Raw genomic sequence first — 15096 nt, forward strand, 5'->3', positions numbered from 1 at the left:
CAGCGTCTAGAACAGCCATAGATAGCGAGTGTAATGAGCGATTCCACGGAAAAAGGTTTTTCAGAACTGAGTGATTCCAGCTTCCTGATCCAGCTGGCTTACCCGGCCATTCAAGAGCTGGGATTGGATGTTGAGCGGATCGTCAGCGAGTGCAAAATTTCTCCCAAGTTGTTGAAAGATCGCAGCGCGCGTTTCCCCCACGCTGCGCAGGTGCAATTTTGGCGCGTGTTAGAAGAAGTCAGCGGCGACAAAAGCATTGGCTTGCACCTGGCCAACCATGTACCGGTATACCGTGGCCAGGTACTGGAATACCTATTTCTGAGTAGCCCCAGCTTTGGCGATGGTTTGCGCCGGGCGGAAAATTATCAGCGCTTAGTGACCGATGCCATGCAGTTTAAGCTGCATGTGGAAGGCGATGAAGCGCGTGTGGTACTGGATTTTATTGGCGACAGTGAGGCAGAGCTGCGCCACCGCGATGAGTGCTTCGTGCGTTTTATGCAGCGCTACTTTGAAGCGTTGACCGACGGCGCGTTTCAAACCCGGGAGATTAACCTTGGCCACCCGCTGCAGGGGGATGTTGCCGAGTATGAAAAGCACTTCAATTGCCCGGTACATTTCGATGCCAAAGAGCAGAGCTTGGTATTTGCCGCTGATATTCTGGCAACACCATCTAGCCATGCCGAGCCGGATTTGCTGAAACTCCATGAAAAAGTCGCCAGCAAACAGCTTGAACGGCTCTCACGTCAGGACGTTGTGGGCGATGTTAAGCAAGTGATTGCGGAAATGCTTGAGCTGGGTCAGCCCAGCTTGGAAAGTGTGGCAGAACGCCTGGGGATGAATGAGCGAGTGCTACGCTCGCGTTTGACGGAGGCGGGCACCAGTTTTAACCAGGTGTTGGCAGATTATCGCTGCATACTCGCCAAGCGCTTGTTGTCGCGCACCGATGAAAGCATTGCTGACGTGGTGTATCTGACGGGGTTTTCCGAGCCCAGTACCTTTTATCGGGCATTTAAACGCTGGACCGGCCTAACGCCGATAGAGTATCGCCAACAGAAACAACAGTAGGCGGCGCGCAATGCCCCGCCCACTGAAGCCGTCTTAGGCGCCGAACCAGGACTGGCCGCATACACGCAGTGTATTGCCACTCACCCCGCGAGAGAGGGGGTTGGCGAAGAAGGCAATCGCCTCGGCAACGTCTACTGGCAGCCCGCCCTGGGACAGCGAGTTCAGGCGTCGGCCGAACATACGTGTGAATAGCGGAATCGCCGCGGTCATTGCGGTTTCAATAAAGCCGGGGGCAACGGCGTTGACCGTAATATTGTGAGCGCGTAGCTGCTCGTCATTCTTCATGAAGTCAACGTAACCAATGACACCCGCTTTGGATGCGGCGTAGTTGGTTTGCCCGCGCTGACCGCCAATACCGTTCATTGACGACACGCCAACGATGCTGCCGCCATTGCGGATAAGGCCCTGGTCCAGCAGTTCACGCGTAATGCGCTGTGCGGCGGCCAAGTTGATATCCAGCGTCATTTGCCATTGCTGCTCGGTCATATTGGCAATGGTTTTGTCGCGAGTAACACCGGCGTTGTGGACGATAAGATCGATACCACCTGCCTGTTTAGCGGCGCTGGCAATCTTGGCGGGGGCATCTTCAGCGGTGATGTCTGCGATCAGGGGCTGACCACCCAGGCGGGTCATCACTTTCACAAGGTCGTCTTCCATTGGCGCAACATCGACACCGATAACGGTGGCGCCATCGCGCGCCAGCGTGTCGGCAATCGCTTCACCAATGCCGCGAGAAGCGCCGGTCACCAGGGCGGTTTTGCCTGCCAGAGGTTTGTGCCAATCGACATTACCCGACTGCTCGACGGCGTTAACGGCAATGACCTGGCCAGTGACATAGGCCGATTTCGGCGACAAGACAAAGCGCAGGCTGCTGCCGAAGTCTCCCTCGGCGCCGTTGGCAACGGTAATCAGTTGTGCAGTGCTGCCGCGCGCACCCACTTCTTTTGCCAGTGAGCGGCTCAAGCCTTCCAGTGCACGCTGGGTGGCTGCCTGTTCGGCGTTATCGGCGCCCATGTGCGGACGGCCCAGAATAACGATGCGGCCGCCGGGAGCCAGCTTGCGAATGTTGGCATTGAAGAAGCGGTAGGCTGCAACCAGCTCCAGTGAGTCGCGCATGCCGGTCGCATCGAATACCAGTGCGGCGAAGGGGGCATCGCTACCGTTGTCTTGTGTCAGGGCAGTACATTGCAGACGGGCATTGTCGTCGCCAAATACCTCTGCGTCGCTCTCGGCGAGAATTTTTGATACCTGTGCCAGTAAGGCAGCGTTGTCGCCAGCGCCGAGCAGTAGGCGCCCTTTAAAAAAGCTGCGCTGGGAGGGGGTGTAGCGGGCGAGTTCACGAGGAGCGTTGACGCCCAGTGCGCCAAGTACCTTTTTACCTGCGTTGGAATTAATAAAGTTCTCGATACGATCAGACATAAAATGACTCCTGAATGAGGGTGTGCCCTGTGTTATGGGCGGCAATTCTACGCGCAGACCGCCGGTGGTGAATTGACATCGCCGCCGCTGCTGCCGTGTCGCCTCAGCCAATGTGGCCTTGCTGCGGCTTGTTACACTGCGCCACCTGACAAAACACCTGAGGATCTGTCATGGCTCAAACCATCAAGCGCGTCGCTATTATCGGCGGCAACCGCATCCCTTTTTGCCGCTCTAATACCGCTTATTTCGGTGCTAGCAACCAAGACATGCTAACCGCAGCGATTGAGGGCTTGGTTCAGCGCTACCAGCTCCAAGGCCAGCGCCTTGGCGAAGTTGCCGCTGGTGCGGTAATGAAGCACAGCCGTGACTTCAACCTTACTCGCGAATCGGTACTGAGTACTTCTCTCGACCCCGCAACGCCTTGCTTCGATGTACAGCAGGCCTGTGGCACTGGCTTACAAGCGCTGAACTTGGTGGCCAACAAGATTGCCCTCGGGCAGATCGATGCTGCGATCGCCGGTGGTGTGGATACCACCTCTGATGCTCCTATTGGCGTGAGCGAGGGTCTGCGCAAAATTCTGTTGCAAGTGAACAAGGCGCGCAGCCTGGGTGAGCGCGTTAAGCCCTTCCTGCAACTGCGAGGCAAAGATCTGGGTGTACAGATCCCTGTCAACTCAGAGCCGCGTACTGGCATGTCGATGGGTGAGCACACCGAAGTGACTGCGAAAGAGTGGGGCATCCCTCGCCAGGAGCAGGACGAATTGGCATACAACAGCCATAAAAATCTCGCTGCTGCCTATGAGCGCGGCTTGTTTGAGGACTTAATTACGCCTTTCAATGGGGTGGGTCGCGACAATATTTTGCGCGCAGATACTACCATCGAGAAACTGTCGACCCTGAAGCCTGCCTTTGACAAAGAGAGCGGCCAGGGTACGTTGACCGCAGGCAACTCTTCAACACTCACCGATGGCGCATCGGCGGTATTGTTGGCAAGTGAAGAGTGGGCCAAAGAGCAGGGGCTGCCGATCAAGGCCTACCTGAGCTTTGTGGAAACGGCAGCGGTCGACTTCTTTGGCAAAGATGTGGGTAGCGAAAAAGAAGGCCTGTTGCTGGCACCAGCTTATGCTGTTCCGCGTATGCTCGCTCGCGCTGGTTTAACGCTGCAAGACTTCGATTTTTATGAAATTCACGAGGCTTTTGCCGCCCAGGTACTGGCTACACTGAAGGCCTGGGAAGACGAAGAATTCTGCAAACAGCGCTTGGGTCTGGATCGGGCGTTGGGCAGCATTGATCGCAGCAAGCTCAATGTGAATGGTAGCTCTTTGGCTGCTGGCCACCCCTTCGCGGCGACGGGTGGTCGTATTGTCGCGACGCTGGCGAAAATGCTGGAAGAGAAAGGCAGCGGTCGAGGCCTTATTTCGATCTGTGCCGCCGGTGGCCAGGGTGTAACGGCGATTGTCGAACGCTAAGGCATAGCCATTGCGTTACACCAAACGGGGCTTCGGCCCCGTTTTTTTTTGCTCCTGCGGTGCCGCCTTGCTTATGGCCTGGTCCTTGCCCTTGTTTAGGGGAGGGGCGGGCCAACAGTGCTTTGATATGTCTTCGCTGGCGTCCTTACTGGCGTCCTTACAGGCGTCCCTTTCCAAACGACTCACAACTGCCAAACTCATAGCCCACGACAGCCTCGTCGGCGCAGGCGCTGCAGGCATTGCCATAGGTTTTGTGGGTGGGCGCCGCACAGGGCTGAGTAACGCACTGAATTTGGCTGTCGAGGTGGCCGCACACCGGTCGATACTCGCGAGTACATATTTCTGATCGCGGTGACTCGCAGTGGATGAAACCTTCGCGTGATGCGTCGCTTTGTGCGGGTGGGGTGGAACACGCGCCCAGCAGTGTGAGCGATAAAAAAAGTCCGGAGAGTCCAAGGTTCGGGCGCAGCATAAATAAGCTCAGTAAAAAGATAGTGTTGTCATCATAAAGCGGCGGGTGCGTTTTCGGTAGTCGCGATTGTTTTTGGCAATGACCTCCATTGATATAAACGAATATTCCTATCAGGTGTGAATGCGTAAGCTGAGAACTGTCGATACTGACAGCGAAACAATCGGCTGAGGCCGATCTCGCGTAGGAAAAAGACGTCGCCTTGCAGGCGGCGTGATATGGAGTCAAAAACGACAATAGGAGTCATTATGCAAAAGATAGATATCGGTATTAACGAAGCAAATCGACAGCAGATCGCCGACGGCCTGAGTCGCCTGTTGGCAGATTCCTACACCCTTTACCTGCAAACGCACAATTTCCATTGGAACGTTACCGGGCCGCGTTTTCGCGACCTGCATTTGATGTTTGAAGAGCATTACACCGAGCTCGCCACCGCCGTGGACGATATTGCAGAGCGCATTCGCACCCTGGATGTTGCCGCGCCAGGCACCTACAAAGCCTTTGCGTCATTGAGCAAAGTGCAAGAAGTGGATGGCGTGCCGAGCGCCGAGGACATGGTCGACATTCTGACTCGCGGCCATGAGCAAGTGGTAAAAACCTGCCGAGAGGTGCTCAACACGGCCGCTGAGGCCGACGACGAATCGACCGTTGCCTTAGTTGGAGACCGCATGCGCATTCACGAGAAAACCGCGTGGATGTTGCGGGCCTTAAACCGCTAACAGTCCTTGCGCCAGCGACGCGATGCGCTACACCGATTGGGGCGCGGCAACATTGTCGCGCTCGCCGCGCTTCACCCGGTACATGTTTTGGTCTGCGACCTTCAGCAGTTCCTCGTCATTGCTGCCGTGTTGAGGGTAAATGGCGTAGCCGACACTGGCACTTACCTGATAGTCGACGCCGCCGAGTTGTAGCGGCGTGGACAGGTTGTGGATCAGGGCATCTAAACGCTGCTCCACAACTTCTGCGCGCCCTAGCGAGCGCAGCAGCAAGGCAAACTCATCACCACCCAGTCGAGCAACAAAGTCGTCTTCGCGGATTTCCTGACGTAGCCGGTTAGCAAAGGCGATCAAAATCTCATCGCCGAAGTGGTGGCCGTGTTTGTCGTTGGCCTCTTTGAATTTATTCAAGTCGAAGTAGAGAACGCTGAATTGATCGCCCTTGCGCTTGGCTCGGGAAATTTCCCGATTGATGGCATCGATAAAGTGGCGGCGGTTGGCGATTCCGGTCAGGCTGTCATGGTGGGCAAGGTGGAAGTACTTGCTTTGCTCGAAACGGAGTTGCTTGCTCAGTTTTCTGCTGTTCAGCTCGTAGTAAACGGCGATGAAAATGATAAAAGCATGGGTGGTCACCAGGCAGGAAAATTCGGCCAGGCTTTGGTTGGCGTCGATGATGATGTTGCGATAGTTGTGCCCCTGTTGTTCAGCGATGAACATTCCCGAGCCAATTAAACCAACACAAAGGCTCCAGCCAATGCCCGCCTTCGCACCGATGCTAAGGGTCGCGAGGGCGGGAATAATCACCGAGCAGATCACCGCGGGTGAGCCCAAGCCACCGGTAATGCTCGCAACATAGACCAGGCCGCCAGTGAGGGTGGTGATAAATATATGCAATGCCAGGTGGCGTTTTGCGGCAATACGTAGCGTCAGCAGTGCTATGGTGATACCAAACGTAAGACCCAGAGAAAAATAATTGATGAGGCGTTTACCGTCTTGCGTTAGCGGCAGCAGTGTCTGATTTACCGTTAACAAGACAATGAGATAGGCGAAAGTGCCAACCAGAATACTGGCCAGGAAACGGTACAGCGATCGCTCGGTGCTGCCGACTGGCACTCTGGGGGGTATCCAGGGGTCGATCACCCTGAACAAGAGGTTTTGAATATGTGGAATCATGGCTAGCGTCTATTCAACATTATTATTAATTGAGGGTTCCATCTCTCGTTTGCCGCCAGCTGGTACCACATACTCCGTTGAAGGCAGCGGGGGATAATACGCACTTTTTCGATTGTGTGCCATGCGTGCATAGCTCGTTCGATGAGTGTAACGGTAGCGCATTCGGTGCGTCATAACGGTGAGCGCCGAGCGAATGCTTGACGAACGCCAATGAGTGTAAACAGGCCCTAGATGAGTCATGAAAAAGAAAATACTGCTAATACTGTTGTTGCTTGGAGCCGGTGTGCTGTTGCTAAGCAGCGGGCTCGGGGATTATTTGAGCCTGGATGGCCTCAAGCAGGCAAGGTCTCAGGTAGCGGCATTTCAAACGGCTCATCCGGCAGGTTTCTTTGCACTTTTTTTCATCTGTTATGTACTGGTGACGACATTATCTCTGCCTGGCGCGGCGGTGATGACGCTGGCAGGCGGGGCGTTTTTCGGCCTTTTCCAGGGGCTGCTGTTAGTGTCTTTCGCCTCGACGATTGGCGCGACGCTGGCGTTTCTCGTCGCGCGCTACCTGCTTCGCGACAGCCTGAAGCGGCGATTTCCTCAGCGCCTTCAGCGTATTGATGAAGGGGTGAGTAAAGAGGGCGGTTTCTACCTGTTTACCTTGCGTCTGGTGCCGATTTTTCCGTTTTTCCTAATCAACCTGTTGATGGGCTTAACGGCTATGTCGGCGCGGCGCTTTTACTGGGTGAGCCAGTTGGGAATGCTGCCCGGCACCGCGGTCTATGTGAATGCGGGTGTTCAGTTGGGTAGCCTGGAAAGCCTGTCCGGTATTTTATCTCCGGCGCTGTTGCTGTCCTTCACCTTGCTGGGAGTTTTTCCGCTTATTGCCAAGCGTATTATCGCCTTCGTCAAGGCGCGGCGTGTTTACCGCGGGTGGTCGCGACCAACATCCTTTGACCGAAACCTGGTGGTGATTGGTGCCGGTGCAGCCGGGCTGGTGACTTCCTATATCGCGTCGGCGGTCAAGGCGAAGGTCAGCCTGATCGAAGCAAACGAGATGGGCGGGGACTGTCTGAACACCGGTTGTGTGCCGAGTAAGGCGCTTATAAAGTCGGCCAAGGTGGCGGCTACTGCCCGCCGCGCTGAGGAATATGGTTTTGAGGAACACAAACCCGCGTTAAATCTCCCGCGTTTGATCGCCCGCGTACGAGACGTGATTGCAGCCATTGCCCCCCACGACAGTGTGGAGCGCTACACCGAGCTGGGCGTTGATGTGATTCAGGGCTACGCCACGATTGTCGATCCCTGGACGGTGGAAATTCGTGATCGTGACGGCGGCAGCCGGCGGTTAACAACGCGGTCAATTGTCATCGCGGCGGGAGCGTCGCCGACTGTGCCGCCGCTGCCGGGCATGGCCGAGCTCGGTTTTGTTACCAGCGATACGCTGTGGGATCACTTGGAGCGCTGTGAGCGGCTACCCCAGCGAGTGGTCGTGCTTGGCGGCGGGCCTATTGGCTGCGAGCTAAGCCAGTGTTTTGCTCGATTGGGCAGCGCCGTAAGCCAGGTCGAGATGCTGCCGCGGCTGCTGCTGAAAGAGGACGAGGATGTTGCCGATTTTGTTACCGAGCAGCTGCGCCGCGACGGGGTTGATGTGCGGTGTCATACCCGCGCCGTGCGTTGTGAAATGCGCGATGGCGAAAAGTGTTTGATTGTCCAGCACGGCGATGCGGAGGGCGAGTCGGCAGTCGCCTACGACCTGTTGATCTGTGCGGTTGGCCGCAGTGCCAGATTGACCGGGTTTGGTTTGGAAGAATTGGGAATCACCACTGACAGGACGGTGGATACCAATGAGTACTTGCAGACCTTGATGCCCAATATCTATGCCGCGGGTGATGTTGCCGGGCCGTATCAGTTTACCCATGTCGCAGCGCATCAAGCGTGGTATGCCAGCGTTAATGCCCTGTTTGGGCAATTTAAAAAATTCGCCGTAGATTATTCAGTGATACCTTGGGTGACCTATGTCGACCCGGAGGTGGCGCGCGTGGGTTTGAATGAGCAGGAAGCCAAAGCGCAGGGTATCGACTACGAGGTCACGCGCTACGGGTTGGACGATTTAGATCGGGCGATTTGCGACGGCAACGCGCAGGGCTTTATCAAAGTCCTTACCCCAGTGAACAGTGACCGTATTCTGGGCGTGTGCATTGTCGGGAGTCAGGGCGGTGATTTGCTGGCAGAATTTGTGCTGGCGATGAAACACAAGCTTGGCTTGGGGAAAATACTGGCGACGATTCACCCTTACCCCACCTGGGCAGAGGGTAACAAATACCTTGCCGGAGAGTGGCGCAAGGCCCATCAGCCGGAGCGAATACTGCGGCTCTTGGCGCGTTTCTTCCGCTGGCAGAGAGGGGGGTGATCGCGTGGCGAAGTCAGTTTGGTGGCGGACGCTTGGTTTTGTGGTATTGACGATTGTTGCGCAGTTTTCTCGGGCTGACGATCAGCACGCGCTCTGGCAAAGCCTATTATCCAAGCATGTCTATGTGGCTGAGGGGGGCTACGCGACAACGGTCGATTACAGCAGCTTTGCCAAAGACCGTGCCGTGCTTGCGCGTTACATCGAAACGTTATCTGCGGTGTCGCCGGCGGAATTTGATCGCTGGTCAGAAACGCGGCAGTTGGCTTTTTTGATCAATGCCTACAACGCCTGGACAGTGGAGCTGATTTTGCGCCATTACCCTGGCATCGATTCCATTCGAGAGATCGGTGGCTGGTTTCGCTCGCCCTGGAAGCTGTCGTTCTTTGACTTACTTGGCAAGCGTCGCAGTCTCGATGAGCTGGAGCATGAAATGATTCGAGAAAATTATGCCGAGCCTCGCATTCATTTCGCGGTAAATTGCGCCAGCATCGGCTGTCCTGCGCTGGCCAGGGAGCCTTATCGAGGCGATGAACTGGAGCAGCAGCTGGAAGCCGCGACCCAGCGATTTTTATCAGATCGTCAGCGCAATGGCCTAAGCAAGGGGGCGTTGCGGGTGTCGCCAATATTTGATTGGTACGAAGAGGATTTCGCCAAAGGCTGGCGCGACCTACACTCGCTGCCGGATTTTCTTGCCCATTATGGTAACGCGCTCGGATTAAGCAGCGCGCAGCAACGTCAGTTGCGCAGCGGCGCCTTGCGCATTCGCCATACCGATTATAACTGGGCGCTGAATAAGCGTGACTGAGTCCAGCTGCCAAGGTCCGCCGTTGCTGTCGATCATCGTTCCTCTGCTCAATGAGCGGGCGCTATTGCCTGCTGTGCTGCCCACCATTTTGCATTTGAAGCAAAGCCACGGCGCCGTAGAGTGGCTGTTTGTCGATGGCGGCAGTGGCGATGGCTCTGTCGAGTACTTGCAAGCGCAGGGCTTGCGCGTCATTGCCAGTGATGCGGGCCGCGCTCGGCAGATGAATGCCGGGGCCGCGCAGGCGAGTGGAGCATGGTTGTTATTTTTGCATATCGATACGCTACTTAGCACAGAGGCGCTAATGGCGTTGCGCCGTCACTGCGAGCAGCAGCCGCCCGGCTGGGGACGATTTGATGTGCGAATACACGGGCGCTCGTCAATGCTAAAGGTGGTTGCAAGCATGATGAACTGGCGGTCACGCATTACCGGTATCGCCACCGGTGATATGGGCATTTTTGTCCACCGAGAGGTATTTGCGGCGGTGTCGGGTTTTCCGGAACAACCGCTGATGGAGGATATCGAAATCAGTCGACGACTGAAGCGAACAGGCCGACCGCACTGTCTATCCCAGCCGGTAATTACCTCTGGGCGGCGCTGGGATGAAAAGGGCGTGTGGGCGACAATTCTGCTGATGTGGCGACTGCGAATTGCCTACTTTATGGGTCGTTCGGCCGACGATATTGCGCGCCGCTACTACGGTTAGGGCTAAGGAGGGAGGGATGACAGTCACAGCAGTCAAAGTTTTCGCCAAAGCGCCCTTACCCGGTCGTGCCAAAACACGCCTGGCCCCCGCCCTGGGGGAGAAGGCAGCGGCGGAAGTGGCGGAGTCGCTGTTGGCCTGGAATGCGCAGCTATGCTCACAGCTGCCACCGACAATGGCGGTGGAGTACCAATTGAGCCCAGGGCCTGACGCGGCATGCTGGCAAGCGTTTCGCGGTCTGACGGCTTTTTCCAGTGTCGAGCAAGGGGAAGGGGATCTGGGGCAGCGGATGGCGCGGGCGGCGTCGCGTGGCGTTCGCGAGGCAAGCGGGGTGATTTTGATTGGAACAGATTGCCCGTCGCTGACCGCTGCACATTTGCGCTGGGCCGAGTGTGCGCTGCAAAACGTTGACGCTGCGGTGATTCCCGCTACCGATGGCGGCTATGTACTATTGGCCTTGGCCAGAGAATGTGCAGCCGTCTTTGACGGCGTGGCGTGGAGTACGGACAGGGTTCTTGCGCAAACACGTCGTCGTTTGGCTGATGCCGGCTTGCGCTGGCAGGAGCACACGCCGCTGCCCGACCTGGATGACGCGTCGGACATTTCAGCGCAGCCCGCGGCGTTTATTGAATGCTGCCCGCCGCTGCGCAGCTATAGGGAGCGTGTCAGTGGCTGAATGGGAGGGCGCGCTGCGCTTAGGGGTGTTTTCTAGCCTGTTTATCGTGCTGGCGCTGCTGGAAGTGTGGCAGCCCTTTCGCAAGGCCTCTCGCCGCCGCTGGTTGGCGAACCTGGGCTTGTTGGCCATAGGTAGTGTCGCCCTGCGCGTTGTCTTTCCCTTGGCGGCCACCGGGGTTGCCCTCTGGGCGCAACAGCAATCCTGGGGGTTGTTGAATCAGATTGAGTGGCCAGCGCTGCTTGAACTTATCATTGCCGTTGCGGTGCTGGACTGCGCAATATACTGGCAGCATCGCGTGTTTCACCGGCTACCCTGGCTGTGGCGGCTGCACAGCGTTCACCACGCCGACACGGCCTTGGATGTAACAACCGGGCTGCGGTTTCACCCCATCGAGCTGCTGCTTTCCATGGTGATAAAAAGCGTTTTCATTGTGGCGCTTGGCGCACCGGCCTTGGCTGTGCTGATCTTTGAGGTGGTGCTAAATGCCTGCTCTATGTTCAACCACAGTAATATCGCCCTACCCAACACGTTGGAACACAGCCTGCGCCGGGTATTGATAACGCCCACTCTGCACCGCATTCACCATTCTCAGCGCGTTGAGGAAACCAACAGTAATTTCGGTTTTAGCGTGCCCTGGTGGGACTGGTTGTTTGGGAGTTTTCGGGCGCACGCCCGAGAGGGGGATGCGGCGGTGCGCTTGGGCCTGCCCGGCGCGCAGCAGCGGGCGGGGCAGTTGCTCGCGCTGCTTATTCTGCCGTTTCGTCGGGAAAGTAATGGGCCGAGGAGTAACACATGAACGCGCAGGGACGGTTGTTATCTCGATACTTGGCCGACCTTCCGCAGGGGCGCTTGGAGTGGATTGGCGTGCGCCCGGAGCGCAAGGCACCGATGGTCGTGGTGGAACAGTGCCAGGCGCTTGAGGGCATGGGCTTACAGGGCGACCGCCGTTTGCGCGGCCGCGCCGGTTCCGGTCGCCAGGTGTCACTAATCAGCCGAGAATTTATGAGTAGTATCGCAGCGCATTTGGGGAGAGACAGTGTCGACCCGGCCCTGCTGCGCCGCAACTTGGTTGTCTCAGGTATCAATCTCAATGCTCTGCGGTATCAGTATTTTCAAATTGGCGAGGCAATTTTCCAAGCCAATGCCCTTTGCCAGCCCTGCTCGCGGATGGAACAGGCCTTAGGAGACGGCGCCGTAGTGGCCATGCTCGGCTACGGAGGCCTTTGCCTGCGGGTGGTGCGTGGCGGTCGCGTTGCTGTGGGCGATGCACTAGTGCCGCTGCCTGAGTCCGCCTTGCCGAGCTCACTCTCGTGACTGACCGTGGCGACCCGCACCCTGACTAAAAGCCTTTGCGCCGCTCAGTGCTTCACCGGCCGCTAAGCTGGCTTTCCCCAGTGCAAATTCATTTTTCAGCGCGTCAGTTTCGGCCATGCTCCACTGCTCTAAAGCGCTGCGACGGTCGTTACGCATGCATTGCTGGGGAGTTTGAGCGATTTGTTGCGCCAGTGCCTTGGCACTGTCTAACAGCTGATTTTTTGGGACAACCCGATTGGCCAAGCCGAAGGCCAGTGCCTCATTAGCATCGACAGGCCTTCCGGTTAAAATCATGTCCATTGCGCGGCTGTGGCCAATCAGTCGTGGCAGTCTAACGGTGCCCCCGTCAATGAGCGGCACGCCGAACCGTCGGCAGAACACCCCGAATATCGCGTCCTCGGTGGCGACTCTCAGGTCACACCACAGGGCCAGCTCCAGGCCACCCGCCACGCAATAGCCATCAATGGCGGCGATTACGGATTTTTGTAGCTGCATGCGACTGGGGCCCATGGGGCCGTCGCTGTCCTCGTCTAATGGGTTGTACCGCTCAGGGTCCTCACTGGAGAAGGCTTTCAGGTCCGCTCCGGCACAAAAGTGGCTGCCTTCGCCGCTGAGAATTGCCACTTTGCTCTCGGGGTCATTGTCGAAATTGCGCATTGCCAGGGCCAGGGCTCTGGCAGTAGGGCCATCTACCGCATTGCGGTGGGCGGGTCGCCGTATACGGATGTGGCAAATATCTCCATCAGTGTGAGATGAAACGGGCGCGGTAATACTCATATTGGCGGTTTCCTGCATTTTTATTGAAATTTCAGCCAGATATTAGCGCAGCGACTTGTACATTGCGCGATGGCTCGGGTGTAATAACGCCAGCCTATATCAATGGAGTGATTAAAGGTGGCTAGACCTAGAGTAAGAGAAAGGCTGCTGGATGCGGCCTATATGCTGCTGCGCGATGAGGGGGCGGGAGCGCTGACCACGCGCGGGGTTGCTGCAAAAGCGGGTACCACAGAAGCCAGCGTATTCAATAATTTTGGTGATAAAGCCGGGATGTTGCGGGCGCTGATCAACGAACGTCTACCGGAGCTGGTGGAAGCAAAAGACTGTGTTGAGCATGGATCCACCGAAGACCTGCGCCAGTGGCTGGAGTTGGTTTATCACCATGCTGAGCGATTTTATATTACCGGCGCGCCGCTGACGGCCTCGTTTTGGACGGGTAGTCATCGCGATAACAACGGCGGTGCACCCACCGACAATCTTTTCCTTGTCCACTATGCGCTGTGTCGGCGCCTGCAGCGTCTGCAGGAGGATGGACGTATTGCCCGACAGGTTAATGCTCGCGCCATCGCCTACTTGTTGCTTGGCGCGGCGCTGCACAATGCATTAGACACCATTTCTCAGCGCTTTGGCTGTTCGTCCTCTCCCGAGAGAGACGGTGGCGAGGCCGCTACGGCTAAGGCAACTATCGACAGTGTGCACCGTATGCTCGTCGCATGATGTGTTGGCAGGGCAGTGGAAATGGGGCAATAATGGGCGGCTTTAGCCGCCTTTTTATTGGCGGCTCGTCACGTGTTTCACATACTAAGAGGGATAACAATGGGACCGCTTCACGGGCTGCGTATTATCGAGATAGAAGGTTTAGGGCCTGCCCCCTTCGCGGGGATGATGTTTGCCGACATGGGGGCTGAAGTTATCTCGGTTACGCGACGTTCATTGGCTGACGGCGCCCAGCCTCAAAACAGCATTAGCGAGCGGGGCAAAAAATCGATCGCCTTGAATCTGAAAGATCCGCGGGCGGTTGAGGCCTTGCTGAATTTATGTGAAACGGCCGATGCCTTAATTGAAGGCTTCCGCCCCGGTGTCGCCGAGCGCTTGGGTATCGGCCCCGAGGAGTGTATGGCTCGCAACCCCAAGCTGGTCTACGGCCGCATGACGGGCTGGGGACAGACCGGGCCTCTCTCTCAGGCAGCTGGCCACGATATCAATTACATTTCTTTATCCGGCGCCCTGCACGGCATTGGTCGCGCGGGTGACAAACCGGTCCCCCCCTTAAACCTTGTAGGTGACTTTGGTGGCGGCGGCATGTTTTTGGCGTTTGGCGTGGTGTCGGCCATGCTCGAAGCACAGCGCAGCGGTGCTGGCCAAGTGGTGGATGTGTCGATGGTTGAGGGCTCCGCGGCGCTGATGCATATGATGTACAGCTATTTGAATACCGAGGCCTTCAATTGGCAGGACGAGCGCGGCGTGAATGTGCTGGACACCGGGGCGCATTTCTATGAGGTGTATGAAACCCAAGATGGTAAATATCTGTCGGTGGGGCCCATCGAGCCACAGTTCTATCAACTGTTCAAAGAAAAGATCGGCCTGGACGAGGATACCTTTGGCGGTCAGTTTGATGTGGCCCGCTGGCCGGAACTGAAGAAAAAACTGGCGGCGGTGTTCAAGACGCGTACGCGCGATGCCTGGTGTGAACTATTGGAGGGCACAGATGCCTGTGTCGCGCCGGTATTATCGATGCGCGAGGCCCCGCTGCACCCTCACAATAAAGCCAGGGAAAGTTTTGTCGAGGTCGGCGGCCATGTTCAGCCCGGTCCTGCACCGAAGTTTAGCCGCTCCCGCCCTGAGGTCCCCCAGCCAGCGCCGCGCCAAGGGCAGCACACCGACGAAGTACTGGCCGAGGCCGGTTATGATCAGGCGCAATTGGCAGCGTTGCGAGCGGAAGGCGTATTGACCTAAGCACGCCGTAGTCATAGGTATTGCTGCTCTCCTGCAGGCCCGAATATTGGGGCTGGTATGCTTCTCGCATGGCATCTATAGTGAATAGACAGCTGGCTGTTCGGCCCGTATCAACGGGCTTTTGATACGCTGTGCCGGGCGCTTGCCAGCGCCACA

Annotated in this window: 14 protein-coding genes; 11 read left to right on the forward strand and 3 right to left on the reverse strand. The window is 57.0% G+C overall.

The features are described 5' to 3' along the window. Positions 1 to 33 precede the first annotated feature (33 nt). Positions 34 to 1065 carry an AraC family transcriptional regulator gene (locus AC2Q8J_RS15635; RefSeq protein WP_204996019.1) on the forward strand — a complete coding sequence of 344 codons (1032 nt, stop codon included), beginning with the start codon at positions 34 to 36 and terminating at the stop codon, positions 1063 to 1065. Between the two features lie 33 nt (positions 1066 to 1098). Here AC2Q8J_RS15635 and AC2Q8J_RS15640 read toward each other — a convergent pair whose 3' ends face one another. After that, entirely contained in the window at positions 1099 to 2484 is a 1386-nt protein-coding gene (locus AC2Q8J_RS15640; protein WP_286695946.1) for a 3-oxoacyl-ACP reductase, read from the reverse strand. A 170-nt stretch (positions 2485 to 2654) separates the two neighbouring features. On the opposite strand from AC2Q8J_RS15640, the gene AC2Q8J_RS15645 reads away from it, so the two are divergent. Together AC2Q8J_RS15645 and AC2Q8J_RS15650 are read left to right on the forward strand one after the other, a co-directional pair. Further along, positions 2655 to 3953 (forward strand): acetyl-CoA C-acetyltransferase, encoded by a 1299-nt coding sequence (locus AC2Q8J_RS15645; protein WP_027873525.1) that lies wholly within the window; start codon positions 2655 to 2657, stop codon positions 3951 to 3953. Between the two features lie 717 nt (positions 3954 to 4670). Further along, a complete protein-coding gene (locus AC2Q8J_RS15650) occupies positions 4671 to 5141 on the forward strand; it encodes a Dps family protein (protein ID WP_286840262.1) in 471 nt (156 codons plus the stop codon). A 27-nt stretch (positions 5142 to 5168) separates the two neighbouring features. Here the strand turns inward: AC2Q8J_RS15650 and AC2Q8J_RS15655 are convergent, their stop codons facing one another. Next, positions 5169 to 6311 carry a GGDEF domain-containing protein gene (locus AC2Q8J_RS15655; RefSeq protein ID WP_286840259.1) on the reverse strand — a complete coding sequence of 381 codons (1143 nt, stop codon included), beginning with the start codon at positions 6309 to 6311 and terminating at the stop codon, positions 5169 to 5171. Between the two features lie 238 nt (positions 6312 to 6549). Here AC2Q8J_RS15655 and AC2Q8J_RS15660 point away from each other — a divergent pair, with 238 nt between their 5' ends. Genes AC2Q8J_RS15660 through AC2Q8J_RS15685 form a run of 6 tightly spaced genes read left to right on the forward strand, consistent with a single transcriptional unit; the run spans position 6550 to position 12207 of the window. Continuing rightward, complete coding sequence (locus AC2Q8J_RS15660; RefSeq protein ID WP_486451752.1) at positions 6550 to 8712, forward strand: FAD-dependent oxidoreductase; 2163 nt, start codon at positions 6550 to 6552, stop codon at positions 8710 to 8712. Positions 8713 to 8716: 4 nt separating this feature from the next. After that, complete coding sequence (locus tag AC2Q8J_RS15665) at positions 8717 to 9517, forward strand: DUF547 domain-containing protein (protein ID WP_486451753.1); 801 nt, start codon at positions 8717 to 8719, stop codon at positions 9515 to 9517. Then, a complete protein-coding gene (locus tag AC2Q8J_RS15670; RefSeq protein WP_486451754.1) occupies positions 9510 to 10220 on the forward strand; it encodes a TIGR04283 family arsenosugar biosynthesis glycosyltransferase in 711 nt (236 codons plus the stop codon). The genes AC2Q8J_RS15665 and AC2Q8J_RS15670 overlap by 8 nt, the downstream gene beginning before the upstream one ends. A gap of 16 nt (positions 10221 to 10236) precedes the next feature. Beyond that, positions 10237 to 10893: a TIGR04282 family arsenosugar biosynthesis glycosyltransferase gene (locus AC2Q8J_RS15675; RefSeq protein WP_486451755.1), complete on the forward strand. Its 657-nt coding sequence runs from the start codon at positions 10237 to 10239 to the stop codon at positions 10891 to 10893. Continuing rightward, the gene (locus AC2Q8J_RS15680; protein ID WP_486451756.1) at positions 10886 to 11689 is read left to right on the forward strand and encodes a sterol desaturase family protein; all 804 of its coding nucleotides are present in this window, start codon (positions 10886 to 10888) and stop codon (positions 11687 to 11689) included. Before AC2Q8J_RS15675 ends, AC2Q8J_RS15680 begins: the two co-directional genes overlap by 8 nt. Further along, complete coding sequence (locus AC2Q8J_RS15685; RefSeq protein ID WP_486451757.1) at positions 11686 to 12207, forward strand: MOSC domain-containing protein; 522 nt, start codon at positions 11686 to 11688, stop codon at positions 12205 to 12207. The genes AC2Q8J_RS15680 and AC2Q8J_RS15685 overlap by 4 nt, the downstream gene beginning before the upstream one ends. On the opposite strand, the gene AC2Q8J_RS15690 is transcribed toward AC2Q8J_RS15685, so the two are convergent. Next, the gene (locus tag AC2Q8J_RS15690) at positions 12196 to 12984 is read right to left on the reverse strand and encodes a crotonase/enoyl-CoA hydratase family protein (protein WP_486451758.1); all 789 of its coding nucleotides are present in this window, start codon (positions 12982 to 12984) and stop codon (positions 12196 to 12198) included. The two genes, AC2Q8J_RS15685 and AC2Q8J_RS15690, sit on opposite strands and share 12 nt — an antisense overlap. A gap of 117 nt (positions 12985 to 13101) precedes the next feature. Between AC2Q8J_RS15690 and AC2Q8J_RS15695 the strand changes: the two genes are divergently transcribed. Next, a complete protein-coding gene (locus AC2Q8J_RS15695; protein WP_154653851.1) occupies positions 13102 to 13701 on the forward strand; it encodes a TetR/AcrR family transcriptional regulator in 600 nt (199 codons plus the stop codon). A 99-nt stretch (positions 13702 to 13800) separates the two neighbouring features. Beyond that, a complete protein-coding gene (locus AC2Q8J_RS15700; protein WP_424143022.1) occupies positions 13801 to 14940 on the forward strand; it encodes a CaiB/BaiF CoA transferase family protein in 1140 nt (379 codons plus the stop codon). Positions 14941 to 15096: the final 156 nt, after the last annotated feature.

The sequence above is a fragment of the Spongiibacter sp. C9W genome, from assembly GCF_057370015.1.